Source organism: Parviterribacter kavangonensis, assembly GCF_056863335.1.
Window position 1 is genome coordinate 2544459 of record NZ_JBXPJA010000001.1, and the last position, 25895, is coordinate 2570353.

General features: G+C 74.5%; 17 protein-coding genes. 4 read left to right on the forward strand and 13 right to left on the reverse strand.

Translation table 11 applies throughout. The annotated features are described in order from the left end of the window. Positions 1-62: 62 nt before the first annotated feature. On the forward strand, positions 63-1055 hold the full coding sequence (locus tag AC1UE4_RS13015) for a LysR family transcriptional regulator (protein WP_482917656.1): 993 nt from the start codon (positions 63-65) through the stop codon (positions 1053-1055). Here the strand turns inward: AC1UE4_RS13015 and AC1UE4_RS13020 are convergent. The 6 genes from AC1UE4_RS13020 to AC1UE4_RS13045 form a co-directional block, all read right to left on the reverse strand. Continuing rightward, positions 1049-2485 carry a WS/DGAT/MGAT family O-acyltransferase gene (locus AC1UE4_RS13020; RefSeq protein WP_482917657.1) on the reverse strand — a complete coding sequence of 479 codons (1437 nt, stop codon included), beginning with the start codon at positions 2483-2485 and terminating at the stop codon, positions 1049-1051. The two genes, AC1UE4_RS13015 and AC1UE4_RS13020, sit on opposite strands and share 7 nt — an antisense overlap. 73 nt (positions 2486-2558) lie before the next feature. After that, a complete protein-coding gene (gene ppc / locus AC1UE4_RS13025; RefSeq protein ID WP_482917658.1) occupies positions 2559-5288 on the reverse strand; it encodes a phosphoenolpyruvate carboxylase in 2730 nt (909 codons plus the stop codon). A 99-nt stretch (positions 5289-5387) separates the two neighbouring features. Beyond that, the gene (locus AC1UE4_RS13030) at positions 5388-5516 is read right to left on the reverse strand and encodes a hypothetical protein (protein WP_482917659.1); all 129 of its coding nucleotides are present in this window, start codon (positions 5514-5516) and stop codon (positions 5388-5390) included. A gap of 10 nt (positions 5517-5526) precedes the next feature. Then, complete coding sequence (locus AC1UE4_RS13035; protein WP_482917660.1) at positions 5527-6432, reverse strand: sterol desaturase family protein; 906 nt, start codon at positions 6430-6432, stop codon at positions 5527-5529. Between the two features lie 5 nt (positions 6433-6437). Next, positions 6438-7124 carry a FadR/GntR family transcriptional regulator gene (locus AC1UE4_RS13040; protein ID WP_482917661.1) on the reverse strand — a complete coding sequence of 229 codons (687 nt, stop codon included), beginning with the start codon at positions 7122-7124 and terminating at the stop codon, positions 6438-6440. A 250-nt stretch (positions 7125-7374) separates the two neighbouring features. Further along, positions 7375-7935 (reverse strand): hypothetical protein, encoded by a 561-nt coding sequence (locus AC1UE4_RS13045; protein WP_482917662.1) that lies wholly within the window; start codon positions 7933-7935, stop codon positions 7375-7377. 67 nt (positions 7936-8002) lie between these two features. Here AC1UE4_RS13045 and AC1UE4_RS13050 point away from each other — a divergent pair, with 67 nt between their 5' ends. Genes AC1UE4_RS13050 through AC1UE4_RS13060 form a run of 3 tightly spaced genes read left to right on the forward strand, consistent with a single transcriptional unit; the run spans position 8003 to position 10970 of the window. Continuing rightward, the gene (locus tag AC1UE4_RS13050; protein WP_482917663.1) at positions 8003-8422 is read left to right on the forward strand and encodes a cupin domain-containing protein; all 420 of its coding nucleotides are present in this window, start codon (positions 8003-8005) and stop codon (positions 8420-8422) included. Between the two features lie 9 nt (positions 8423-8431). Continuing rightward, entirely contained in the window at positions 8432-10075 is a 1644-nt protein-coding gene (locus AC1UE4_RS13055; protein ID WP_482917664.1) for a helix-turn-helix domain-containing protein, read from the forward strand. Between the two features lie 58 nt (positions 10076-10133). Then, complete coding sequence (locus tag AC1UE4_RS13060) at positions 10134-10970, forward strand: class I SAM-dependent methyltransferase (RefSeq protein ID WP_482917665.1); 837 nt, start codon at positions 10134-10136, stop codon at positions 10968-10970. Here the strand turns inward: AC1UE4_RS13060 and AC1UE4_RS13065 are convergent. Genes AC1UE4_RS13065 through AC1UE4_RS13095 form a run of 7 tightly spaced genes read right to left on the reverse strand, consistent with a single transcriptional unit; the run spans position 10967 to position 25845 of the window. After that, positions 10967-13000: an alpha/beta fold hydrolase gene (locus AC1UE4_RS13065; RefSeq protein ID WP_482917666.1), complete on the reverse strand. Its 2034-nt coding sequence runs from the start codon at positions 12998-13000 to the stop codon at positions 10967-10969. The genes AC1UE4_RS13060 and AC1UE4_RS13065 overlap by 4 nt on opposite strands. A gap of 34 nt (positions 13001-13034) precedes the next feature. Next, the gene (lpdA, locus tag AC1UE4_RS13070; RefSeq protein ID WP_482917667.1) at positions 13035-14801 is read right to left on the reverse strand and encodes a dihydrolipoyl dehydrogenase; all 1767 of its coding nucleotides are present in this window, start codon (positions 14799-14801) and stop codon (positions 13035-13037) included. Continuing rightward, on the reverse strand, positions 14798-16096 hold the full coding sequence (locus tag AC1UE4_RS13075; RefSeq protein WP_482917668.1) for a 2-oxo acid dehydrogenase subunit E2: 1299 nt from the start codon (positions 16094-16096) through the stop codon (positions 14798-14800). Before AC1UE4_RS13075 ends, lpdA begins: the two co-directional genes overlap by 4 nt. After that, on the reverse strand, positions 16084-18726 hold the full coding sequence (gene aceE, locus AC1UE4_RS13080; RefSeq protein ID WP_482917669.1) for a pyruvate dehydrogenase (acetyl-transferring), homodimeric type: 2643 nt from the start codon (positions 18724-18726) through the stop codon (positions 16084-16086). The genes AC1UE4_RS13075 and aceE overlap by 13 nt, the downstream gene beginning before the upstream one ends. A gap of 37 nt (positions 18727-18763) precedes the next feature. Further along, entirely contained in the window at positions 18764-20854 is a 2091-nt protein-coding gene (locus AC1UE4_RS13085; protein ID WP_482917670.1) for an FG-GAP repeat domain-containing protein, read from the reverse strand. Then, positions 20851-22926: an FG-GAP repeat domain-containing protein gene (locus AC1UE4_RS13090; protein WP_482917671.1), complete on the reverse strand. Its 2076-nt coding sequence runs from the start codon at positions 22924-22926 to the stop codon at positions 20851-20853. Before AC1UE4_RS13090 ends, AC1UE4_RS13085 begins: the two co-directional genes overlap by 4 nt. Positions 22927-22941: 15 nt before the next feature. Further along, positions 22942-25845, reverse strand: a complete 2904-nt coding sequence (locus AC1UE4_RS13095) for a TolB-like translocation protein (RefSeq protein WP_482917672.1) — start codon at positions 25843-25845, stop codon at positions 22942-22944. Between the last annotated feature and the right edge of the window lie 50 nt (positions 25846-25895).

Consider the following 25895-nt stretch of genomic DNA (forward strand, 5'->3'; position numbering starts at 1 on the left):
CCGTACGCCCGCCCGATCGGCCTTGCAGAGGCCCATAAGCGTTCGGTTATGGTCGGTTCGAGGTGACGTTCGCCCAGCTGCGCACGTTCGCCGCGGTGGCGCGCCACGGGTCGGTCAGCGCGGCGGCGGAGGCCCTCGGGGTCTCCGAGCCCGCGGTGTCCTCCGCGGTCGCCGCGCTGCGGCGCGACCTGGGCGACGACCTGTTCGTGCGCGCGCCGCGCGGCGTGCGGCTGACGCCGGGCGGGGAGCGCCTGGCGTCGGCGGCGGCCGAGATCATCACGATGGAGGACCGGCTGCGCCGGCAGGTGCGCGAGGCCAGCCGCGCGCAGGAGCTGCTGCACCTCGCGGTGTCGCCGACCGTCGCAGAGCACGTCTCCGCGCCGCTGCTCGACGCGTTCACGCGCCGGCGCCCGCAGCTCGAGGTCGCGCAAGAGGTCGTGCGCTCCGAGGACGTCCCCGCGCTGCTCGCCGACCGCCGGGCCGACGTCGCGCTCGGCCCCGCGCCGCCGCGCGTCGCGCCGGGCGAGCTCGAGGTGTTCCCGTTCCTGCGCTTCAAGCTCGTGGTCGTCGCCGCGCCGTCGCATCCGCTGTCGGGCGCGCGCGGGCTCCGGCTCGCGGACCTGCGCAGCGAGCGCTGGCTGATCGGTCCGGCGGGCTCGGAGCCGCACGTCGCGCTCGCGCGCTTCTTCGCCGAGCGCGGGCTGCCCGCGCCGGAGCCCGGCTCGTTCGCGACCGAGCGCGCCGCGCAGGCGGCAGCCGAGGCGGGCCAGGGGCTGATGCTCGCCGTCGCGCACACGGTCGTCGACGCGCTGCGGCGCGGGACGCTCGCGCGCCTCGACGTCGTCGGGACGCCGCGCGACGAGCTGTGGCACGGCGCGACGCTGCCGGCCGACCGGCGCTCGCCCGTCGCCGACGCGCTGCACCGGTTCCTCATCACGCCCGAGGCGACGCAGGCGATCGTCGCCCGCCCCGGCGGCGTCCCCGCCGGGCGGTTCCGCCCTCCGGTCTACGTGACGATCTGGAGCGCGATGACGGCCGGCGGCGACGGTCAGTAGGACGGGACCGGGTGGCCGTTGTGGTGCGGCTTGCGCCACGGCCCGGCGACGTGCTGCAGCTCGTCGAAGCTCTCGCGGATCCCCCGTTCGGCGACCTCGAGGTCCGGCACCGCGGCGTGGTCGGCGTTCAACCCGAACGTCAGGTTGCCGTTGTAGCTCGTCACGGCGATCCCGAGCGCGTGGTCGGCGGGCAGCGGGACGAGCGGGAGGATCTCCTCCAGCTCGGCGCCGAGCGCGTACAGCGGGCGCTGCGGGCCCGGCACGTTCGTGACGGTGAGGTTGAACAGGCGCGAGCCGAAGAGCAGCCGAGCGACCGACTGGTGCAGGAGCGGCGGCAGGAGGCCCGCGGCGCGCACGATCGCCGACCCGCCGGTGACCGCCGTGGAGTCCTTCAGCGCCTGCGCGGCGTCGCGTGTGCGGACGTAGCGGCGGGAGGGCTCCGGCTCGTCGACGGGCAGCTCGACGAACAGCGACGAGATGTGGTTCCCGCGCCCGGCGTCCGCCTCGTCGTTGCGGACGTTCACGGGGATCATCGCCCGCAGCGTCCCGTCGACGTCGTCACCGCGCCGCGTCAGCAGCCGGCGCAGGGCGCCCGCGGTGACGGCGAGCACGACGTCGTTCACGGTGCCGCCGAGCGACCGCTTGACCGCCTGCACCTGCTCGAGCGGCAGCGTGACCGCGGCGAAGCGACGCGTCGATCCGATCGGCACGTTCAGCGAGGTCTCCGGCGCGGCGTTCACCTCGTCGCGCCACAGCACCTTCGCCATCGCGAGGCCGTCGTTCGCCAGGGAGACGAGCCGGAGCGGCTCGCGCACGAGCCGCAGGCCGGCGCGCGTCGCGCGCCAGGCGGTGCGCGCGCCGGGGATCGGCAGCGGGCGGGGCGGCTCGGCGACGAGGGAGCGGTGCTCGACCGCGTGCCCGCGTGGCTCGCGCTCCCAGTCGAGCAGCACGTGCCCGATGTCGACCGCGCCGACGCCGTCGACGAGCGCATGGTGGGTCTTCGTGGCGAGGATCCACCGGCCGTCCGGCAAGCCGTCGACGAGCGCCATCTCCCACAGCGGCCGTGCGCGGTCGAGCTTGTGCGACCAGAAGTCGGCGAGCCACGCGCGCAGCTCGCGGTCGCCCGCCGGCGCGGGCAGCGTCGCGTGGCGGACGTGCGCGGCGAGGTCGAGCGGCTCGTCCTCGACGAACGCGGGGCGCTCGAGGCCGCCCGCCTCGGGCTGCAAGAGGCGGGCGCGGTAGAGCGGCAGGGCCGGAAGCCGGCGAGCGACGAGGTCGCGGACCTCGTCGATGGCCGGCGGGGCATCGGTGGCAGCGACGGGGCCGAACACGAGCGCCGCACCGAGGTGCATCAGCGCGCCGTGATCGGCCTGCTCGAGTTCCAGGAAGGTCGTGTCGAGAGACGAGAGCCGTGGTCGGGCTGGAGCCATCCGGGCACGCTAGGTCGGCGCGTCGGCGGTCTACAGAGGACGTTCCTCCCCACCGTGGGGGAGCCGCGCTCCCCTACCCCGTGTTGCGCAGGCCGCCGGCGATCCCGTTGACCGTCATGAGGCTGATGCGGCGCAGGCGCTCGTCGTCGTCGCCGCCCGCGCGGACGCGCCGGAGCACCTCGATCTGCAGCAGCGACAGCGGATCGACGAACGGGTTGCGCCGGTTGATCGACGCCTGCAGCACCGGGCTGCGGTCGAGCAGGCGCTCCTCGTCGAGCACCAGCAGCAGCTCGTCGCGCGTGCGCGTGTGCTCCTCGCAGATCGCCTTCCAGATGCGCTCGCGCGGCTCCTCGTCGTCCCACAGGTCGACGTAGCGGCGCGCGATCGGCAGGTCCGCCTTGGCGAGCGCCATCTCCGCGTTCGCGAGCAGGCCGCCGAAGAACGGCCACGTCCGCTCCATCTCGCGCAGCACCTCGAGCCCCGCGTCCTCGCGCGCCTCGGCGAGCGCGGTCCCGAGGCCGTACCAGGCCGGCAGCACGATCCGCGACTGCGTCCACGAGAACACCCACGGGATGGCGCGCAGCGACTCGATGCCGCCCTCGGTGCGGCGCCTGGCCGGGCGCGACCCGAGCTGCAGCCGCGAGATCTCGTCGATCGGCGTGACGGCGGTGAAGAACGCGACGAAGTCCGGGTCGCCGTGCACGAGGTCGCGGTAGGCGCGCTCGGACCGCTCGGCCATGCGCTCCATCACGCGCTGATGGCGCTCGGCCTTCTCGACGCCGGGCGGCGGCGGCGCCTGCGCGGTGGCGACGAGCGCGGCGCTCGTCGTCAGCTCGAGCTCACGGTGCGCGACCTCGCGGACCGCGTACTTCGCCGCGAGCACCTCGCCCTGCTCGGTCATCTTCAGCCGCCCGCCGACGGTGCCCGCGGGCAGCGCACGGATCGCGGTGTTCGTCGGGCCGCCGCCGCGGCCGAGCGAGCCGCCGCGGCCGTGGAAGTAGATCCACGAGGCGCCGTGCTTCGAGAGGGCCTCGGCGATGCGCTCCTGCGCGCGGTACGTCGCCCAGCCCGACGCGACGTAGCCGGCGTCCTTGTTCGAGTCCGAGTAGCCGACCATCACCTCCTGCTCATCGCCGACGGCGCGCAGCGCGGCGCGGTACTCGTCCCTGCCGAGCAGCGTGTCCATCGTCGTGCCCGCGTCGCGCAGCGTCTGCGCGGCCTCGAAGAGCGGCACGATGCGCAGCACCGCGTCCTCGCCTCCCGGCTTCGCGAGGCCGGCCTCCTTCATGAGGAGCAGCACCTCGAGCAGGTCGGCGGGGCCCTCGGTGCCGGAGATGACGTACGCCTCGATCGCGCCGGGGTGCGCGCCGTCGAGCAGCTCGCGGATCGCGCGGAACGTCCCGATGACCGTCCGCGTGTCCTCGCCGAAGCCGCCGAGGTCCTCGGGGACGACCGGGCGCGGGTCGGCGATGAGGCGGCAGAGGACGTCGCAGCGCTCGCCGTCGGCGAGGTCCGCGTAGCCCTCCCGGACCTTCAGCCGGCCGAGCACGTCGCCGAGCGCGGCGCGGTGGCGGGCGGCGTGCTCGCGCACGTCGAGGCGGGCGAAGTGGAAGCCGAAGACCTCGACCTGGCGGATCACGTCGCGCAGGTCGCCCGCGGCGGTCAGCTCGCCCCCGCCCGCGCGCAGCGCGCGCTCCACGTCGCGCAGGTCCTGCAGCAGGTCGTCGGGGTGGCGGTAGCCGCCGTCGTCCCCGCGGAGGGTCGCGCGCACACGCTCGCGCACGAACGTCATCGCGCGGCGGTAGGGCTCCTCCGGGTTGAGGTCCGCGAGCAGCGCGGCGAGCTGCGGGAAGCGCCGCTCGCCCTCCTCGAGCAGCCGCTCCAGCCCCTCGGGAACCGGCGCGAGGCGCTCCGACAGCGAGAGGCGGCCGGCGAGCAGCTCGGCGCGCGCCTCGAGGAAGCGCAGGCACTGCTCGCGCATGAGGTCGAGCGTCTCGGCGGTGACGTCCGGCGTCACGTTCGGGTTGCCGTCGCGGTCGCCGCCGATCCACGACCCGAACGTGAGCAGCGCGGGGACCTCGATGCCGGCGTCGGGGAACGTCTCCTGCAGCGCAAGCTCGAGGTCGCGGTACAGCTCCGGCACCTCGGCGGCGAGCGTGGTGACGAACCAGACGAGGTTCGACCGCACCTCGTCGAGGACGGTCAGCGACGTCGCGCGCAGCTCGTCGGAGGCCCACAGCTCCTGCACCGTCGGCGCGAGGCGGCGCTGCGCCGCGGCGACCGCCATGCCGGGCCGCTCGTCCAGCTCCCGCAGCACGCCGAAGACGCGCGCGAGCTTCTCGATCGTCGTGCGCCGCCGCGCCTCCGTCGGGTGCGCCGTCAGCACGAGCCGCACCTCCGCGCGGCCGATGAGCTGCGCGACGCGCTCGGCGTCGAAGCCGTCGTCGCGCAGCCGGCAGAGCGCGTCGAGCAGCGATCCGCGCCGCGGCGTTCCCTCGCGCGCCTCGCGGGCCCGCAGCCGGCGGATGCGCTCGTTGTCCTCGGCGAGGTTGATGAGCTGGAACCAGCGCGTGAGCGAGCGGACGAGGACGTCGGCGTCGTCGAGGCTCAGCTCCGCGAGCTGCTGGGCGAGCTCGTCGGCGGCGTCCTCGTCGCCGGAGCGGGCGAAGCGGGCAAGCTGGATCGTGCGCTCGGTCCGCTCGAGCGCCTCGGCTCCCGCGGCCCGCCGGACGACGTCCTCGAAGACGTCGAGCAGGAGGGCGCGATCGTCGTCGAACGAGCGTGCGGTCGGCCCCTCCGGCATGCGTCGGCCGGAGGCTCCCAGATCAGGTGACGGCGTGCAGCGCGCCGTCGGCGCCGCGGACGCACGACGCGCTCGTTGCGCCGAGCGCGGCGAAGTCGGTCACGCAGGCGCCGAGCTGTCGCCGAGCGAGACGATCGCGCGCTGCGCGGCTCCGGCCGGCGCCACGGCCGCTAGCACCGCCGCCACCAGGAGGAGCAGCAGCGGCGCAGCGGCGCGGCGCAGGACCATGGTGCGCTCGCTACCCGGCCTCCTGCCCGCTCAGCGAAGCACCCGCAACCGGTGCGTGCATCTCGTCAGTCGCCGGTGACGGCGGGGCCCAGCCCGGGCCGCGCAGCAGCACCTCGAGCTTCGTCTTCGCGCCCTGCGCCCGCCGGACGTCGTGCGCGAGCGCGATGTACTCGTGGAACGCGACCCGCACGGGGTGGAACGTCTCGAGCTGCTTCGTCAGGCCGTAGCGGACGCGCTCGCCCTCCGGCTCCCACGTGCCGAAGAGGCGGTCCCAGACGATCAGGATCCCGCCGTAGTTCTTGTCGAGGTACTGGTGGTTGGAGCCGTGGTGGACGCGGTGGTGCGAGGGCGTGTTGAAGATCCGCTCGAACCACGTGGGCAGCCGCTGGATGCGCTCCGTGTGGATCCAGAACTGGTAGATGAGCGACCACGCCTGGGCGAGCAGGACCATCCAGACCGGGAACCCGAGCAGCGGCAGCGGAAGCCAGAACGGGAAGTACGTCATCGGCACCCAGGTCTGGCGCAGCGCGGTCGAGAGGTTGTAGTGCTGCGACGAGTGGTGCACCACGTGGCTCGCCCAGAAGACGCGGCTCTCGTGGCTGACGCGGTGGAACCAGTAGTAGGCGAGGTCGTCCGCGAAGAACAGCGCGACCCAGGTGAGCGGGTTGTGGGGATCGAGCCTGAGCGGCGTCAGCTCGTACAGCGCCGCGTACGTGGCGACGACGACGAGCTTCCACCCCACGTTGATCGCGACGTTCCCGAGCCCCATCGCCAGCGACGTCGACGTGTCGCGCATGTCGTAGCCGACGAGGTCGTGCCCGTCGTCGTCGTGGTCGTCGAGGTGGCGGTACGACGCGTACTCGGCGATGAGCAGGAGCACGAAGAACGGGATCGCGTAGTAGAGGACTTCGGCCATGGGTCTCAGGTGGTCGGGATCGAGCGGTCGAGCAGGTCTCTGGCCCGCGTGTGCGCGGTGTCGGCGTCGCGCGCCGTGATCGCGCCGACGAGCGCGTCGATGGCGGCGACGTCGCCGATCTCGTCCCGCACCGCGGCGGGGCCGATGTCCGCGACCCGCTGGCGGGCGACGAGCGTGGTGAGCGCGAGGCGGTACGCGATGTTGTCGGCGCCCTCGACGATGAGGTCCCAGAGCACCTCGTAGTGCGCGTTGCGGGCGGCGGGGTCGTCGACGGCCGCGAGCTGCGCGGCGCGCGCCGGAAGCTGCGCGAGGTGCGCGTCGCCGGCGCGGATCGCGCACAGCCGCGCGGCATCGGCGCCGACGCACGCGCGCAGCTCCATCGCCGCGCGCGGCGCGTGCAGCGCCTCGGGCGCGTCACCGTCGGTCGCGAGATCGAGCAGCAGCTCGAGGCCGCCGTGGCGCCGCCAGTCGCGCACCCGCGTCGCACCGCCCTGGCTGATCGCGACGAGGCCGGCCTGCTGCAGCCGTTTCAACGCCTCGCGCACGGCGTGCCGGCTCGCGTCGAGCTCCTCGGTGAGCCGGCGCTCCGAAGGCAGCGCCTCCCCCACGGCGTACCTGCCGCCGAGGATGTCGGTCCGAAGCCGCGAGTGGATGCGTTCCGAGACCGTCGAGGCACTGGTTGGACCAGTCATCGCAACTGGTTGTACCAGATTCGTCCGACCGGCGCGAGAGGGAAAGGAGCGGCGGGGGCGGGCGACGGGGTGGAGGCCCCGTCGCCCTGCGCTTGCGCGGGAGCCGTCAGGCGCCCGCACCCGCCGCCGCTCACCGATCGCCGATCCGCCATGGCGTGATGCCGTCGCGGAGTGGCCAAGGCCGCATCTCCGGATGCGCACGCGGTGGCCCCCTCTCCACCGGCGAGGTGAGCGTCGTCTGATCTGGGGATCAGACGAGGGCGGGCGGCGCGCGCCCGGCGTGCAGCCGGGCGAGCACGGAGCCGCGCGGCGCGAGCGCCGGCGCGGCGGGGGCGCGCAGCACCGCGGCTGCGCGTGGGCGGGCGCCGCCGCGCCGCTGGACCCAGCGGATCAGCGACGCGGCACCGCGAACGAGGAGCGCGACGGCGGCACCGGCCGCCATGGCGAGGAGGAGGACCGGCCAGCCGTCGAGCGCGACGACCTCATGCACGTGCTGGATGTGGCCGTGCGCGGCGAGCGCCTCGAGGCCCTCCTGCACGCCGAAGAGCGCGAGCAGCCCGCCGGTCGCGGCGGCCCACAGCGTGCGTGTCCGCGGCAGCGCCGACGGCGCGCGGGTCGTCCGCAGGCGCGAGGAGAACTCCGCGACGGCGAGGAGGAGCAGCACGACGACGAGCGGTCCGGCGAGCGTGAGGTACCCGTGCGACTCGGCGTGCGTGTGCGCCCTGTGGGAGAGCAGCGCCTGCGTCTGGTGGACGCCGTAGCCGGCGGCGAGCATCAGCACTGCCACTCGCACGCGCCACACAGCCGTCATGGGGCGGAGTCTGCCGGAAGGTGAGGCTTGGCGCGTAAGACCAGACGGCGGTGCGACGATCCCGCCCATGAGCGACGGCTACGCGATCGTCCACGCCGACGACGCCCGCGACGCCTACGCGGGCTCGGACGTCCCCGGCGAGTTCCGCTCGCTCACGAAGGCGCTGGGCAGCGAGCAGCTCGCCGCGACGCTCATCCGCGTCCCGCCCCACTGCGACTTCGAGCAGGGCACCGGCCACTTCCACGACGAGGTGGAGGAGCTCTACCTCGTCACGCGCGGGACGCTGACGATGCGCTTCGGCGACGAGATCGAACGGGTGCCCGCCGGCAGCGCGGTGCGCGTCGCGCCGAGGACGCCGCGCTCGCATCGCAACGAGGGCGACGAGCCCGTCGAGCTGTGGGCGATCTCGCGCAAGATCGACCACGGCGACGCGACGAAGCTCGACGACTTCTGGGAGGCGTCCCCGGACGCTTCCCAGCGCCGGTAGAGTCGCCGCGTGAGCCGCCCGGACGACCTGCTGGAAGAAGGACGGGCGGCGCTCGCCGACGCCCGCTGGGACACGGCGAAGGAAGCGTTCGCCGCCGTGCTCGAGGCGTCCGACGACCCCGAGGCGCACGACGGGCTCGGCCTTGCGGCGTGGTTCCTCGGCGACATCGACGGGGGGATCGCCGAGCGCGCGATCGCTGCCGAGGCCTACGGGAAGGCCGGGCGCTGCAACGAGGCGGCGCGCATCTCCGTCTGGATCTCCAACCAGCACTTCCTCGCCGGCCGCACGGCGCTCTCCCGCGGCTGGCTCGCGCGGGCCGAGCGCGCGATCGCCGGGTCGGAGCGCTGCGCCGGCCTCGGCTGGGTCGCGGTCGAGCGGGCACGCCACGCCGACTCCGTCGCCGTCTGCATCGCGCAGGCCGAGCTGGCGCTCGCGATCGCGGGCGAGACGGGGGACGCCGACCTCGAGGTCTTCGCGCTCAGCCTGCTCGGCCGCTCGCAGATCCGGGCGGGCCACCGCATGCAGGGCATGACGCTGCTCGAGGAGGCGATGGCCGCGGCGTCCGCGGGGCGCGTCCGCAACTTCCACACGCTCGGCGAGGCCTACTGCAACCTCGTCATGGCGTGCACGAACGCGGGCGAGTGGCAGCGCGCGCAGGAGTGGTGCGAGCTGATCGAGGCGTTCGCCGACGAGCGGGAGGCGATGCCGCTCGTCGGCGTCTGCCGAACGGTCCACGCCGACGTGCTCGTCGCGTTCGGCCGCTGGGAGGAGGCCGAGCGCGCGCTCCAGCAGGCGCTCGCGACGCACGCCACCTGGATCCCGCAGATGGCCGCCGGCCCCGTCGCCTCGCTCGCCGAGCTGCGCGTCCGGCAGGGCCGCCTCGCCGAGGCCGCGCAGCTGCTCGCCGAGCGCGAGGAGCACCCGCTGGCACTGCGCGCGCTCGCGCTGCTGCGCGTCGCCGAAGGCCGCCCGCAGATCGCCGCCGCGCTGCTCGAGCGCGGGCTGCTCGTCGCCGGCGATGACGCCCTGCGCTCCGCCCACCTCCTGCTGCCGCTCGTCGACGCGCGGCTGGCGTGCGGAGAGCTGGAGGGAGCCCGCGCCGCCGCGCGCGAGCTCGACGAGCTGGCCGAGCAGTCGGGCATCGACCTCATCCGCGCGCGCGCCGACGTCGCCGCCGCCCGGGTGGCGAGGGCGAGTGGCCGCGACGCCGAGGCGTCCGAGGCGGCGCGGCGCGCGCTTGCCGCGTTCAGCGCGCTCGGCATGCCGCTCGACACCGCCGAGGCGCGGCTGGAGCTGGCGCGCGCGCTCGCGGGCAGCTCCCCCGACCTCGCCGCCGAGGAGGCCCGCAGCGCGCAGGCAGCGTTCCGCCAGGTGGGCGCCGGCCGTTCGCTCGACGCCGCGGCGGCCGTGCTGCGCGAGCTCGGCGCCGGCACGCCGGGCGGCCCGCGCGGCGGCGGCGAGCTGACGGCGCGCGAGCGCGAGGTGCTCGACCTGCTCGCGCTCGGCCTCACCAACGCCAAGATCGCGCAGTCGCTCGTCATCAGCGAGAAGACCGCCGGCCACCACGTCAGCCGGATCCTCATGAAGCTCGGCGTGCGCAACCGCGCCGAGGCCGCGGCGTACGCCGTCCGGGAGTCGGTCGGCTCCCCATAGGGAACGGATGGGGAGCCCGTCCGATGTGCGGACGGCCGCGGCGGTCGAGGCTCCCGGCATGGCATCCCAGAGCATCACCACCGATCCGGTCGCCGAGCTCAAGCGCGCGCACCGCTCCGTCTGGTCCTGCGGCGACTACGCCGACGTCGCCACCCACATCGACGACGCCCCGCCGCACGACCTCCTCAAGCGCGTGCCCGTCGCGCCCGGCGAGGACGTCCTGGACGTGGCGACCGGCACGGGCAACGTCGCGCTCAAGGCCGCCGCCGCCGGCGCGCGCGTGATCGGCCTCGACCTCACCCCGGAGCTCTTCGTCACCGGGCGCAAGCGCGCCGCCGAGCAGGGCGTCACCGTCGACTGGATCGAGGGCGACGCCGAGGACCTGCCGTTCCCCGACGCGAGCTTCGACGTCGTGCACTCGGTCTTCGGCGTGCAGTTCGCGCCGCGCCATCGCGTCGTCGCCGCCGAGCTCTCGCGCGTCACCCGCCCTGCCGGCCGCATCGGCCTCGTCAACTGGACGCCCGAGGGCCAGATCGGCGAGCTGCTGCGCATCGTCGGCGGCCGCATGCCCAAGCCGCCCGCGTTCGCCTCGCCGCCGCCGCAGTGGGGCGACGAGGACCACATCCGCGACATCTTCGCCGACGAGCCGATCATGTGGTCGTTCGCGCGCGGGCGCAACCCGTGGCGCTTCGCGAGCGCCGAGGTCTTCGCCGACTACATGGCGACGCAGTACGGCCCCGCCGTGAAGGCGCGCGAGCGGCTCACCGCCGAGGGCACGTGGGACGAGTGCCGCGCGGAGATCGTCGCGATGGCCGAGCGCCGCAACGAGGCGACGGACGGCACGCTGCTCATGTACGCCGAGTACCTGATCGCGGTCGGCCGCAAGCTCGCCTAGCCGACGACGGCGAGCAGCGGGAGGCGCACGTCGCCGAGCCGCTGCTCGCCCCGGTCGCCGAACGCGATCCCGGAGCCGGCGACCAGGTCGCTGACGGTCCGCGAGACGAGGACCTCTCCGGGCGCCGCCACCGCGCCGATCCGCTCCGCGAGGTCGACGGCGAGGCCGCTCATCGCCTCGCCGTCGAGGTCGACCTCGCCGGTGTGCAGCCCGGCGCGCATCCTCTCGCCGAGGGCGTCGCGGATCGCCGTCGCGCATCGGATGGCGCGGGTCGGGCCGTCGAAGGACGCCAACACGGCGTCGCCGGCGCGGCGCACCGGCCGCCCCTCGAAGCGCTCGAGCTCGGCACGGACCGCGGGTGACGCTCCCACGTGCGCGCACAGCACGGTCGTGAGCAGCCGCCGCGTGACCGGCGGGCGCGGATCGCCGGTCAGGAAGCGCTCGACGGGGCCGAGGACGTCCTCCTGCTCGCCCGCCCACCACAGATGGTCCTCGCCCGGCAGCTCCACGTAGTCCGCGCCGGGGATCCGCTCGCCGAGGTACCGGCCGCACTGCACGGGGATGACCTTGTCCTCCGCGCGGTGCAGGACGAGCGCGGGCACGCTCAGCGCGGGCAGGGCGTCGCGGACGTCCGTGTCGCTGGCGAGGTGCAGCCACCGCGCCGCGGTCGTCGGGCTCGCGCCGAGGCGCAGCGCCCGGCCCCACCACGCCAGGAACAGGTCGTCGTCCCGGTGGCTCGGGGCCCAGAGCGGCACCAGCGCCTCCGGCCGCCCCCACCCGTCGCGCACACGCTCGACGAACTCCGCGAACGCCTCGGGGGTCGCGCCCCACGGATGGTCATCTGCGCGGACGGCGACGGCCCAGCCCCCGTAGACGACGAGCGCCCGGACACGATCCGGATGGGTCGCCGCGAGCAGCACCGAGAGCGCCGTGCCCTCGGAGATGCCGAACAGCGCCGGCCGGTCGAACCCCGCTGCGTCGATGACGGCCAGGAGGTCGCCCATGCGTTCGTCGAGCGTCGGCGCCGCGCCCGGCGGAAGCCGGTCGGAGACGCCCGTTCCCCGCTTGTCCCAGATCACGACGCGCGCGAACGACCCGAGCCGCTCGAGGAACCGGGCGCTCCGCGGCTCGTCCCACAGCAGCTCGATGGGCAGGACCCAGCCCGTGACGAGGGCGAGCTCGACGGGTCCGTCGCCGAAGACCTGATAGCCGATGCTGGCGCCGTCGTTGATCACGTACTGCGTGGCCGGACGCCCGCTGTCCCGGGCAGCGGGCGGCGCGGCCAGCTCCGGGTCCTGCACGAGGATCCTGCGCTCGAGCTCGCGCAGCTCGGCCGACGGCTGCAGCCCCAGCTCGGCGTCGAGGACCCGCCGGCCGCGGCGGTACGCGGCCAGTGCGTCGGCCTGCCGGCCGGACCGGTAGAGCGCGAGCATCTGCTGCGCGCGCACGCGCTCGCGCAGCGGATGGCGCTCCGCGAGCGCGTCGAGCTCCGCGACGAGCCCGGCATGTGACCCCGCGCGCAGGTCGGCCTCGATCCGATCCTCGAGGGCGGCGAGCCGCATCTCCTCCAGACGCGGCCGCTCGCTGCGCGCGAAGGGCTCCTCGAACTCCTCGAGGGCGGTGCCGCGCCACAGCGCCAGCGCCTCCCCGAGCAGCTGCCCGCCCCGCTCGGCGTCGCCGCGGCCGAGTGCGGCTCTGCCCTCCGCGGCAAGCTGCTCGAACCGGTCCAGGTCGAGCGATCCGGCTTCGACGTCGAGCGCGTACCCCGACCCCTTCGTCACGAGCATCTCGCCGGGCAGCACCTTGCGCAGGCCGGAGACCTGGATCTGCACCATCTTCGCCGCCGTGGCGGGGACCGCCTCGCCCCAGAGGTCGTCGATGATCCGCTCGCGTGACAGCGCCCGGTTGCGGTTCAGCAGCAGCAGCGCGAGCAGCGCCCGCTGCTTCGCCGGGCCCAGCGGCAGCGACCCGCCCTCGCCACGCGCGTCGAGCGGACCGAGCAGCCGGAACTCGATCGTGCGGCCGGGCATCGCCGCCCGATCCTCCTGCCGCCCGGCACCGCCGTCAACTGCGGCGCGACCGCTGCGGGTTCGGCAGGTCGGTGATCGTGCCGGCCGCCAGCTCCGCGGCCAGCATGACGGTCTCCGACAGCGTCGGGTGCGCGTGCACCGTCAGGCCGATGTCCTCGACGTCGGCGGCCATCTCGATCGCCAGGCCGGCCTCGGCCGCGAGCTCCCCTGCGTTCGTCCCGACCATCCCCGCGCCGAGGACGCGTCGCGTCTCGGGATCGAAGAGCAGCTTCGTCGACCCCGCCGCGCCGTCGAGCGCGAGCGCGCGCCCCGACGCCGACCACGGGAACACGGCCTTCTCGTAGGCGATGCCGTCGCGCTTGGCCTCGGTCTCGGTGAGGCCGACCCACGCGACCTCCGGCTCGGTGTACGCGACGGACGGCATCGCGCGCACGTCGTAGACCACGTCGTGGCCGGCGATGACCTCGGCCGCGACGTGGCCCTCGTGCGTCGCCTTGTGGGCGAGCATCGGCGGCCGTGCGATGTCGCCGATCGCGAAGACGTGCGGCACGTTCGTGCGCATGCGGTCGTCGACGGGGACGAACCCGCGCTCGTCGACGTGGACGCCGGCGGCCTCGAGCGCGAGGCCGGCGCCGTTCGGGATCCGCCCGACCGCGACCAGCACGCGGTCGAACACCGTGTCGGCGACGTCGCCGGAGAACGTCACGTGCAGGCCGTCGTCCTTCGCCTCGACGCCCTCGACGCGCGTGCCGAGGTGGATCGCCTCGTAGCGCCCGGCGATCCGGCGCTGCAGCGGGCGGACCAGGTCGGGGTCGCAGCCGGGGATGAGCTGGTCGAGCAACTCGACGACCGTCACCTTCGACCCGAGCGCGTCGTAGACCGTCGCCATCTCCAGGCCGATGATCCCGCCGCCGATGACGAGCAGCCGCTCGGGCACGTCGGCGAGCTCCAGCGCGCCGGTCGAGTCCATGACGCGCGGGTCGTCGGCCGGGATCCCCGGCAGCTGCACCGCGCGCGAGCCGGCGGCGATGATCGCGTTGTCGAACGACACGGTCGTCGTCGCGCCGTCCTCGCCGCGGACGGCGAGCACGTGCGGCCCGGTGAACCGCGCCTCGCCGCGCACGACCTGCACCTTGCGCTGCTTGGCCATCGTCGCGAGCCCGCCGGTGAGCTTGCCGACGACGCCGTCCTTCCACGTCCGCAGCGCGTCGAGGTCGACCTGCGGCGTGCCGAACGTCAGCCCGTGCGACGCGAAGCCCTCGGCCTCGACGACGACCTTCGCGGCGTGCAGCAGCGCCTTGGACGGGATGCAGCCGACGTTGAGGCAGACGCCGCCGAGCGATGCGTAGCGCTCGACCATCACGACCTCGAACCCGAGATCGGCGGCGCGGAACGCCGCCGCGTAGCCGCCCGGCCCGGAGCCGAGCACGAGCACCTGCGCGTGGACGTCGCCGCGCTCGGGCGCCTCGCCGCCGCCCGCGGGGCGCGGTGGCGCCTCCACCGCCGCGTCGGGCGCGCCGTGCTCCGCGACGTCGCCGCCGCCGTAGGCGACGTCCGGCGCGGCGGCCGTCTCGAGGACCGCGATGACGCTGCCCTCGGACACCTTGTCGCCGACCGCGACGCGCAACTCGGCGACCGTCCCGGCCTCCGGCGCGGGGATCTCCATCGACGCCTTGTCGGACTCGAGGACGACGAGCGGCGCGTCGGCCTCGACCGCGTCGCCCTGCGCGACGAGCAGCTCGACGATCGGGACGTCGGTGAAGTCGCCGATGTCCGGGACGCGGACCTCGAGCGTGCTCACAGCAGCACCCGCCGCAGGTCCTCCAGCGTGCTCTTGAGGTGCACGACGAACCGGGCGGCGGCGGCGCCGTCGATCACCCGGTGGTCGTAGGACAGCGACAGCGGCAGCATGAGCCGCGGCGCGAACTGCGACCCGTCCCACACCGGCTTCATCGCCGAGCGGACGACGCCGAGGATCGCGACCTGCGGCGGGTTGACGAGCGGCGTGAAGCTCGTGCCGCCGATCCCGCCGAGCGAGGAGATGGTGAACACGGCGCCGCTCAGCTCGCGCGGCGTCAGCTTGCCCGCGCGCGCCTTGCCCGACAGCTCGGTCAGCTCGGCCGCCAGCTCCAGCAGGCCCTTGCGGTCGACGTCCTGGATGACCGGCACGACGAGGCCGTTCGGCGTGTCGGCCGCGAAGCCGAGGTGGCGCTGCGGCTTGACGATCAGCTCGTCGCCGTCCAGCGAGGACGCGAAGCGCGGGAACGCGTCGAGCGTCGACGAACACGCCTTCAGCAGCAGCGCGACCATCGTCACCTTCACGTCGGACTGCTCGGCGTTCAGCCGCTTGCGGAACGCCTCGAGGTCGGTGATGTCCGCCTCGTCGTTGTGAGTGACGAGCGGGATCTGCGTCCAAGCCGCCGCGAGGTTGGCGGCCGAGCGCTGCTGGATGCGCGTGAGCGGCACGCGCTCCTCCCCCTCGCGGGGCGGAGAGGACGCGCGGGCCGGAGAGGCGGATGCGGCGAGGGCCGCGCCCGCTCCGCCGTCTCCGGCGCCGGCGCCGGCCTGGAGATCTTCGGCGACGATCCTGCCTTTCCGGCCGGTGCCTTCGACGGAGGCGAGGTCGACGCCCAGCTCGCGCGCGAGCTTCCGGACCGACGGGCTCGCGTACGGCGCGGACGACGGCTCCGTCTCGGGCGTCGGCACCGGCGGGACGTCGTCGGCGCTGGCGACCGCGGAGCCCTCCGCGCGCACGGCCGCCGACACCGACCGCTCGGCCGCCGCCTCGGGCCGTGCGGCGCTGCCCGCGTCGGTGTCGCCGGGCGCCGTGATGGGCGCGCCGGCCGCGGGATCCGAGGTGGCCGCGATCCGCGCGACGACCGTTCCCTGCGAGGCGACGTCGCCGACCTTCAGCGCGACCTCCTGGACGGTGCCCGCCACGGTCGACGGGACGTCCATCGACGCCTTGTCGGTCTCGAGCGTGATGAGCGGGTCCTCGAGCTCGACGGTCGCGCCGGGCTCCACGTGGACCTCGACGACGGGCACGTCGGTGAAGTCGCCGATGTCGGGGACGACGACGTCGGTCAGATCCGCCACGGGGCCTCCCGGTCGGGGTCGATGTCGTAGCGCGCGATCGCCTTGTCGGCGTCCTCCGCGCGGCCGAGCGCGTGCAGCGCGGCGACCGCCACGTGATGGCGATCGACCTCGAAGAAGCGCCGCAGCGCGCGCCGGTAGTCGCTGCGCCCGAAGCCGTCGGTGCCGAGCGTGACGTACGGCCGGTGCACGTACGGCCGGATCATGTCGGGCAGCTCGCGGATGTAGTCCGTCGCGGCGATGACCGGGCCCGGCCGGCCCTCGAGCGCCCGCGCGACGTACGGCTGCTCCTGCGTCGCGGTCGGGTGCAGCCGGTTGCGCCGCTCGACCGCCATGCCGTCGCGCCGCAGCTCCGGGAACGAGGTCACCGACCAGACGTCCGCCTCGACGCCCCACTCCTCGTGCAGGAGGTCGGCGGCGGCAAGCACCTCGCGCAGGATCGTGCCCGACCCGAGCAGCTGCAACTGGGCGGCGCCGTCCGCTTCGCGCACCACGTGCATCCCGCGCAGGATCCCCTCCTCGGCGCCCTCGGGCATCGCGGGCTGCGCGTAGTTCTCGTTCATGACGGTGACGTAGAAGAAGACGTCCTCGTGCTCGCGCAGCATCCGCCGCAGGCCGTCGTGGACGATCACCGCCAGCTCGTACGCGTAGGCCGGGTCGTAGGCGACGCAGTTCGGGATGAGCGCGGCCTGCACGTGGCTGTGGCCGTCCTCGTGCTGCAGCCCCTCGCCGTTCAGCGTCGTGCGCCCCGCGGTGCCGCCGAGCAGGAACCCGCGCGCCCGCGAGTCGCCGGCCGCCCACGCGAGGTCGCCCACGCGCTGGAAGCCGAACATCGAGTAGTAGATGTAGAACGGCATCATCGCCACGCCGTGGTTGGCGTAGGACGTCGCCGCCGCGATCCACGAGGAGAACGCGCCCGGCTCGTTGATGCCCTCCTGGAGGATCTGGCCCTTCTTGTCCTCGCGGTAGGACATGAGCTGGTCGGCGTCCTCGGGGCTGTAGAGCTGGCCGACCTGGCTGAAGATCCCGAGCTGGCGGAACATGCCCTCCATGCCGAAGGTGCGCGACTCGTCGGGCACGATCGGGACGATGTGCGGGCCGAGCTGCTTGTCGCGCACGAGCGTCGACAGGATCCGGACGAACGCCATCGTCGTCGAGATCTCGCGGTCGCCCGTTCCCTCGAGCTGGACCTTGAACGCGGAGAGGTCGGGCACCGGCACCTCGGGCGCCGTCGTGCGCCGCTGCGGCAGCGACCCGCCGAGCGCCTTGCGGCGCTCGCGCAGGTACTGCATCTCGGGCGCGTCGTCGGGCGGCTTGTGGAACGCGACCTCGCGCACCTCGTCGTCGGTGAGGTCGAGCCCGAAGCGATCGCGGAACGCGAAGAGCGCGTTCTCGGTCATCTTCTTCTGCTGGTGCGTGATGTTCTGGCCCTCGCCGGCCTCGCCCATCCCGTAGCCCTTGATCGTCTTGGCGAGGATGACCGTCGGCTGGCCCTTGTGCTCGACCGCCGCGCGGTACGCCGCGTGGACCTTCTGCGGGTCGTGGCCGCCGCGGTTGAGCTTCCATATGTCGGCGTCGGACCAGCCCTCGACCATCTTCAGCAGCTCGGGGTCGGCGCCGAAGAAGTGCTCGCGCACGTAGGCGCCGTCGCGCGACTTGAACGTCTGGTACTGGCCGTCGACGCACTCCTCCATGCGCTTCACGAGCCGGCCGTCGACGTCGGCGGCGAGCAGCGGGTCCCAGCGCGTGCCCCAGATGACCTTGATGACGTTCCACCCCGCGCCGCGGAAGACCGTCTCGAGCTCCTGGATGATCTTGCCGTTGCCGCGCACCGGGCCGTCGAGGCGCTGCAGGTTGCAGTTGACGACGAAGATCAGGTTGTCGAGGTGCTCGCGGCCGGCGAGCGAGATGGCGCCGAGCGACTCGGGCTCGTCCGTCTCGCCGTCGCCGAGGAACGTCCAGACCTTGCGCGGCGCGGTGTCGGCGATCCCACGGCCGGCCAGGTACTTCATGAACCGCGCCTGGTAGATCGCCATGAGCGGGCCGAGCCCCATCGAGACGGTGGGGAACTGCCAGAACTCGGGCATTAGCCACGGGTGCGGGTACGAGCTGAGCCCCGGCCCGAGCGCCTCGGTCCGGAAGCGCAGCATCTGCTCCTCGGTGAAGCGTCCCTCGAGGAACGCCCGCGCGTAGAAGCCGGGCGAGGAGTGGCCCTGCATGTAGACGAGGTCGCCGCCGTGCCCGTCGGTGGGCGCGTGCCAGAAGTGGTTGAACCCGACTTCGTAGAGCGTCGCCGCCGACTGGTACGACGCGATGTGGCCGCCGAGCTCGGACGACTCCTTGTTGGCGCGCAGCACGGTCGCGATCGCGTTCCAGCGGATCAGCGAGCGGAGCCGGTGCTCGATCTCCGGATCGCCGGGGACCGGCGGCTCGTGGTCGACGGGGATCGTGTTGACGTAGGGCGTGCTCAGGTCGCCCGCGGGGTGCAGCCCGTCGAGCCGGGCCTCGGTGTAGACGCGCTCGAGCAGCTCGCGCGCCCGGTCGGGGCCGTCGTGCTCGACGACCGCTTCGAGCGCCTCGAGCCACTCACGCGTCTCCGAGGGATCGACGTCGACGTGTCGGTCAGCCGCCATGCGTCCCATGATGGCGCACGGCGTCCGCCCTGCGCGGTCAGCGTTCTGCAGCCCGCCGTCGCGCTCCGCTGCGCAGGACGAACCATTTCGCGACGCGGCGCTTCGTCCCCTGACCGTCGCGCACGGTGGCCGTGACGCGCAGGACGAGGCGGTGGCGGCGGGCGAGCAGCCGCGCGCTCTTCGCGCTCAGCCGAAGCGGGACGATGGCCCCCGATCCCGCCTCCACTGTGGCGGTGCGGCCGCGCGCACCGGGCGCCCGCAGGGTCGCACGGACCGCGAAGGCATTGGCGTTGCGCACGCGGATGCGGACCTTCGCGCCCCGCCGGCCGGCCAGCGCCAGCGACACGCCGGTCCGCGCACCGAACGCGGCGATCGCGCGCGGCAAGTCCGCATCTCCGGTTGGCGCGCCGGCGCCCGGCGCGTCCGGCGTCCCGGCGGCCGGCGGCTCCGGAGGCGGCGCGACATCCAGCGTCAGCTTGGCGTCGTCGGCCATGGCGCCCGAGTACGACTTGTCCTCGTCGGTTGACAGCAGCGTCACCCGGATGCGACGCGTCCCGGCCGGGACCGCTGCCGCGGCGGCGCGCTTCACGAGCGCCGAGCGCTTGACGCGGTCGACCGCGAACACCGCCGCCAGCGGCAGCGTGCCGGCGACGCCGCCGTCGGCGCGCAGGAAGTCGGCGCGGGCGCTCATGCGGTCGTCGTAGAAGAGGCTGCCGCCGAACCACGCCGAGAGCCGCGCGGTGGCGCGTCCCGCGTCGATGGTCGCCGCGGACGCCGAGACGTCGACCGTCTGCGACGCCTCGGTGAGGCCGTTCGTCGCGGCGCTGTTGCCGCCCCACAGCAGGCTCGACCCGCCGCCGAGGCGCGCCGCGGCGATGCGGTCCGGGAGGTACGCGTGCGACGCGCCGCCGTAGCGGCGGTACGTCATGCCGCCCACGCGGTTCCAGCCGGGGATCGCGGGCGCGTCGGTGATCTTCGACCCGGCGCCGTCGCCCTCGAAGCCGCCGTTGACGAGCAGGTTGCCGGCCAGCGGCCCGGTGACGCCGTAGCGGAGCTGCACGGCGCCACCGGGGCCGGTCGCGGCGGCGAGGTCCAGCGCCCCGTCGCCGTCGAGGTCGGCGAGCGCGAGGTCGGTCACGGTCCCCCCGACCGTGACGTCCTGCGCGGCCGCGAACGCGCCCGTGCGGTCTCCCGACAGCACGTGCACGGTCGCGGCATCGCCGACCACGAGGTCCTCGTCGCCATCGCCATCGACGTCGCCGATGGCAAGCGGGCCCGTCGAGCCGGGCGCGGGCACGTCGGCGCCGCGCTCGAACGTGCCGTCGCCCTTCCCGAGCCGCACGCTCACGACGCCGCTTCCCCGGACCGCGACGTCGAGCTTCGCGTCGCCGTCGAGATCGCCGACGGCGAGGCCGCGCGTGCCGACCGGGTTCGCGGTGGCGATGAGCGTCCCGGCGGCGAGCTTGCCGTCGCCCGCGCCGAGCAGCGGCAGCGTGTCGCCGTCGATGGCGGTCTTGAGCACGTCCTCGGTGCCGTTGCCGTTGGCGTCGCCGACGGCGAGCTCGGTCACCTTGCCGCTGACCATCGGTCCTGCGGCGAACGTGATGTTGCCCTGGCCCAGGAGGGCCGACGTGTAGGCACCGTTCGACCCGTGGACGCCGTAGACGACGTCCTCGATCCCGTTGGCGTCGAGGTCGGCGACTGCCACCGACTTCAGGTCGTCGGTGTTGAGGTTCAGCACGAAGTCGGCGTCGAGCTTGCCCTTGCCGTCGCCGCGCAAGATCTGGACGTGGTGCGCCCCCGCGATGACGACGTCGTCGTTGCCGTCGGCGTTGAAGTCGGCGACGGCGATCTGCCGGGGCGTGCTCAGCAGGTCGTACTCGGGCGACTTCGTGTACGTGCCGTCGCTGTTGCGCACCGCGATCACCACGGCGTGGTTCGCGCCGTTCGTCACCGCGAGGTCGGCGCGACCGTCGCCGTTGAAGTCGCCGGCGGCGACGCCGCGCGGGTCGAACACGGAGATCGAGCCCGTCCGCTCCGACAGCGGGGCCGCTTGCGCCGCCCCGGCCGCCGGCAGCAGCGCGGCGGTCCCGGCGACGGCGAGCGCGATGCGCAGCCGGGCGCTCACTTGGCCCGCACCAGGACCCGCTTGCGGACGACGCGCGTCGTCCCGGCGGGGTCGCGGACGGTGGCGGCCACGGCCAGCGCGAGGCGATGGCGCCGCGCCAGCACGCGGCGATCGCGCTTGGCGAGCTGCAGCACGACGGTCTTCGCGCCCTGCGCGGCGACGGTCGCCGTCCGTGCCTTCACCCGCGGCGCGCGCAGGCGGGCGACGACGGGGAACGCGTTGGCGTTGCGGACGCGGATGCGGACCTTCGCGCCGCGCCGCCCCAGCAGCGCGAGCGTCACGCCCGGCCGGGCGCCGAACCGGGGCGCGAGGGCGTCCGGGCCGTCGCCGGCCGACGGCTGCTCGACGACGTCGCCGCCCGTGCCACCGTCGTTGCCCGTGCCGGGCACTGCCGGCGCATCGAGCGTCAGCTTCACGTTGTCGGCCATGGCGCCCGAGAGCGTCTTGTCGTCGTCGATCGACGTCACGGTCACCTTGATGCGGCGCGTCGAGGGCGGGACGGCGGACGATGCGGCGCGCGGCACGAGCGTGGAGCGGTTGACGCGCTCCGCCGCGCCCACGGGGTCGATCGGCAGCGTGGCGAGCACGCCGCCGGCGGCGTCCAGGAACTCCGCCTTGACGCCCATGCGGTCGCCGTAGAAGAGGCTGCCGCCGAGCCACGCGGACAGCCGGACCGTGGCCTTGCCGGCGTCGATCGACGCCGCCGAGCCGGAGACGTCGACGGTCTGGAACGCGTCGGTGATGCCGTTCGTCCCGGCGCTGTTGCCGCCCCAGGCGAAGTTCGACCCCGTCCCGAACTGGGCCGCGTGCAGGCGGGTCGGGACGTACGCCTGCGACGCGGTGCCGTACCGGCGGAACGTCATGCCGCCCGTGCGCTGCCAGCCGGGGATCGCAGGGAGGTCGGCGCCTCGGCCGCTCGCACCCGGCCCCTCGAACCCGCCGTTGACGAGCAGGTTGCCGGCGAGCGGCGACGGCGTGGCGCCGTAGCGGATCTCGATCGAGTTGATCTTGCCCGCGGCCACCGCGACGTCGAGCGTCCCGTCGCCGTCGAAGTCGGCCAGCACCGGATCGGCGGCGCCGGAGCCGATCTCGACCGGCGGCGTCTGCGCGAACGACTTGCCGGTGCCGTCGCCGGTGCGGACGTGCAGCAGGCCGGCGTCCGGATCCGCCGCGAGGAGGTCCTGATCGCCGTCGCCGTCGACGTCGGCCAGCGCGACCGATCCGCCGAGCTCGGGGCCGATCGGGACGTCGATGCCGCCGGCGAACGAACCGTCGCCCTTGCCGAGGCGCACGGCGACGATCGTCTTGCCGAGCTTGACCGCGAGGTCGAGCTTCGCGTCCCCGTTGACGTCGCCGGCCGCCCACGTGCGCGGGAAGTTCGCGGTGCCGCCGAGGTCGATCGCCGGCCCGTCGGCGAACTCCACGAACGGCTTGCCCACGAGCAGGCCGGGCGCCTTGCCGTAGTACGTGCCGTGCGCGAGGTCCTGCTGCCCGTCGCCGGTGAAGTCGCCGGCGACGAGCTGGCTGGCGTCACCCGGCCGCTCCGCCGCCGCGCTGAACTTCCCGTCACCGAGTCCGCGCCGGACGGCGAGCACGCTCGACCCGGTGTCCTGCAGGGTGAACGCGAGGTCGTCGATCCCGTCGGCGTCGAAGTCGGCGACGGTCAGTCCGCGCACCGTCCGGGTGTGCTTGCTGCTGATGCCGCCCTCGAAGATGCCGGCCCCGTCGCCGAGACGGGTCACGACGTAGTGCTCCGACGTGACCACGAGGTCGTCGATCCCGTCCCGGTTGAAGTCGCCGACCGACACGTCGCGCGGCGCCTCCTCCATGGGGATCGGGGCCTTCTCCGCGAAGCCGCCGCCCGGCTTGCCGAACCAGACGAGGGCGTTCGTGCTGCCGGCGGCCGCGAGGTCGGGGCGGCCGTCGCCGTTGAAGTCGCCGACGGCGAGGCCCTTGGCGTTCGCCGCGTCGAGGCTCTCCGCGCGCTCGAAGAGCGCGGCATCGGCGGTGGCGGCGCCGCCGGCCAGGACGCCGGCGGCGACGGGGATCATGAGCAGGGTGCGAGCACGCATCGGTCTCTTCCTCCGCTAGCGGGGCAGCAGCGCGAACGGGCGCGCGATGCGCTTGGACTGGTTGCCGGCCGCGTCGCGGGCGCGCAGCACGAGCCGGTACTTGCCGGGGGCGAGCCGCCGGCCGCGGACCTTGCCCGTGATGGCCAGGCGGCCGTTGCCCTTCTTGATCCGGCGGGTGATCGTGCCGCGGCGCTTGAACGACGCGCGGCGGCCGGCACGGCGGCGTTCGATCGTGACGGTCAGCGTCGCCGCCTCGGACGAGCGGAACCGCAGGGTCGTGCCGCCGCGGAAGCGCTTGCGCTGCAGCCTGACGCGGCTCAGCACCGGGGCGGTCGTGTCGCGCGCGCTGCGCGGATCGCTCGTCGGCGCGACGGGGCCGCCGGCACCGCCGTTCGCACCGGCGGGCGGCGCGTTGCGCGGCGCGCAGTCGTCAGCCAGGACGCGCAGGTACACCTGCTGGTAGTCGCTGCGGTCGCCGATCAGGCCGTCGTTCGTCCCGAAGGCGACGCACCCGCCGCCGGCGGTGACGTCGTGCACCCCCGCGAACGAGGCGACGGCATCGCCGTTGCGGGAGATCAGCTCCGTCGCCCCGGTCGCGAGGTCGCGCAAGTGGACGCGGCCACTTGCGCGGAAGGCGACGTACCGGCCGTCGGAGGACAGCACGGGGTCGGAGGCGCCGGTCTCGACCGGCGTGATCGCGCCGCTCTCCATGTCGCGCACGAAGACCTTCCGGTCCGTGCCGGGCGCGCCGAGGTTCGTGGCGGTGCTGGCGAACGCGATGCGGTCGCCGCCCGCGTCGATCGAGATGGACGACGAGGCGTCCGCGTCGGCCTTGCCCGCGGGCGTCGTGTCGACGAGCCGCGTAGTGCCGGCCTCGAGGTCGCGCAGGTGGACGTCCTGGCGCGCGTCGGCGTCGCCGTCCCCGAGGTTCGCCGCCGCGGACAGGAAGGCGACCCTGGTGCCGGCGCCGTTCAGCTGGCCGAACGTCGAGCTCTGGTTGCCCTTGGCGCCCTCGGCGCCGTCCGCGCGGCTCGCGAGCAGCGTGCGGCCGGCGGCGAGGTCGCGGACGTGGACGTCGATGATGGCGTCGGCGTCGCCGTCGCCGAGGTTGGTCGCGCTCGTCATGAACGCGACGCGGCTGCCGTCGTCGTCGATCGACGTCGCCCGCGACGCCGCGTTCCCCTCGGCGCCGGCGGGGCCGTCGCCGCGGCTGGCGAGCGTCGTCGTGCCGGCGGCGAGGTCGCGCACCCACGCCTGGCCCTGAGCCGTGAAGGCGACCACGCGACCGTCCGCGCTGATGAGCGGCGCGACCAGCTCGCCGGTGAACGGCGCGCCGTCGGGACGGCGGCTGACGAGCGTGACGTCACCGGTGACGCGGTCGCGGACGAAGACGCCCATCGCCGCGTCGGCGGGCAGGCCGAGCCCCGGCGCGTCCGACGTGAACGCCGCGAAGCGGCCGTCGGCGCTCAGCGTCAGCTCCTTCGTCGTCCCGCCCTCGTTGGCGAACGGCGCGGGCGCGAGCCCGGGCTCCAGCGTCTCGAACGGCCGGGTGACGTGCGTCGTCACGAACGGCCCGTCCGAGCCGCGGGTGACGACCGTCGGCTGGCGCGGGTCGGCGCCGGGCACGCCCCGGCCGCGGCCCAGCGAGACGGCGGCCGCGGTCCCGTCGCCGGTCAGCGCGACGGCCTCCGCCTCGTCGTTGAGCGCCGCCCCGGTCTCGCCCGTCGCGCGGCTGACCAGCGTCAGCGTGCCGCTCGTCAGGTCGCGCACGTAGGCGTCGGCGACGTCGCTTGCGTCGGCGGCGTCCGGCCCCGTCCGGTGCAGGACGAACGCGACGCGGTTGCCGGTCGCGTCGATGGCCGGCGCCGTCGCGTGGGCGTACCGCTGGGCGGTCGCGAAGTCCATGTTCACGAGCGCCGTGTTGCCGCCGGCGGTCAGCGACCGCCAGTAGACGTCCGGCGTCGCGTCGCTGTCCTCCTCGGCGAAGTTGCTCGCACGCGACTCGAACGCGACGGACGACCCGTTGCCGGCGATCGCCGGCGCGTAGGACTCGCCGTTGCCGGCGGGGCCGTTGCCGGGCGCGCGGCTCGCCCACGTCGTCGTGTTGGCGGCGAGGTCGCGGACGTAGACGTCCTGCTGGCCGTTGACGTCGACGTTCGACGCGAGGCCGGCGTACGTGACCACCGCGACGCGCATGCCGTCGTCGGAGATCGACGGCTCGTTCGCCGCGAAGGCCAGCGACGCCCCGCCCACGGGATCGCGGCTGACGGCGACGGTCTCCTGCTGGCTGCGGTCGCGGCGGTAGGCCATGCGCAGGCCCTCCTCGCCGAACGACGCGAGCCGGCTCGTGGACGTGAACGCGATGTAGCGGCCGTCCTTGTTGATCGTCGGATCGGTCGCCCCGTTCGAGGCGGCGGCGCCGGTCAGCATGCTCCGGCTGACGAGCTCCGTCACCCCGGTGGCGAGCACGCGGACGTAGACGTCGGCCTTGCCGTTGGTGTCGCTCGGGTCGAGGTCGCTCTCGCACGTGAACGCGACGACCTTGCCGTCGCCGCTGATCGCCGGGTCGTAGCAGTCCTCGTGGCTGACGGCGCCCGCGACGCCGGTCTCGCGGCTGAGCAGCGTGACCTGGCGGCTGGCCAGGTCCTTGACGTAGACGTTCTCGATGGTGTCGTCGTCGCCGGCGAGCAGGCCGTCCGAGGAGGAGGAGAACACGACGCGCTTGCCGTCGTCGCTGATCGCCTCGCCGGTGGCGTACGAGGGGCCGACCGGCGCCGGCAGGGCGGCCTGGAGCGACGGGGTTCCGGTGAGGATCGCGGTCGTGGGGGCGGTCAGCGTCGCGGCGGAGCTCGGTGCGGCGTGCAGGGCCGCGAGCAGGACGAGCGCCGCGAGGGGGGCGGTGGCGCGGGGGGTGAGCATGGGCGGCGACGCTACGGACGCCCCCACCCCGGCCGAAACGGCGGGATCCC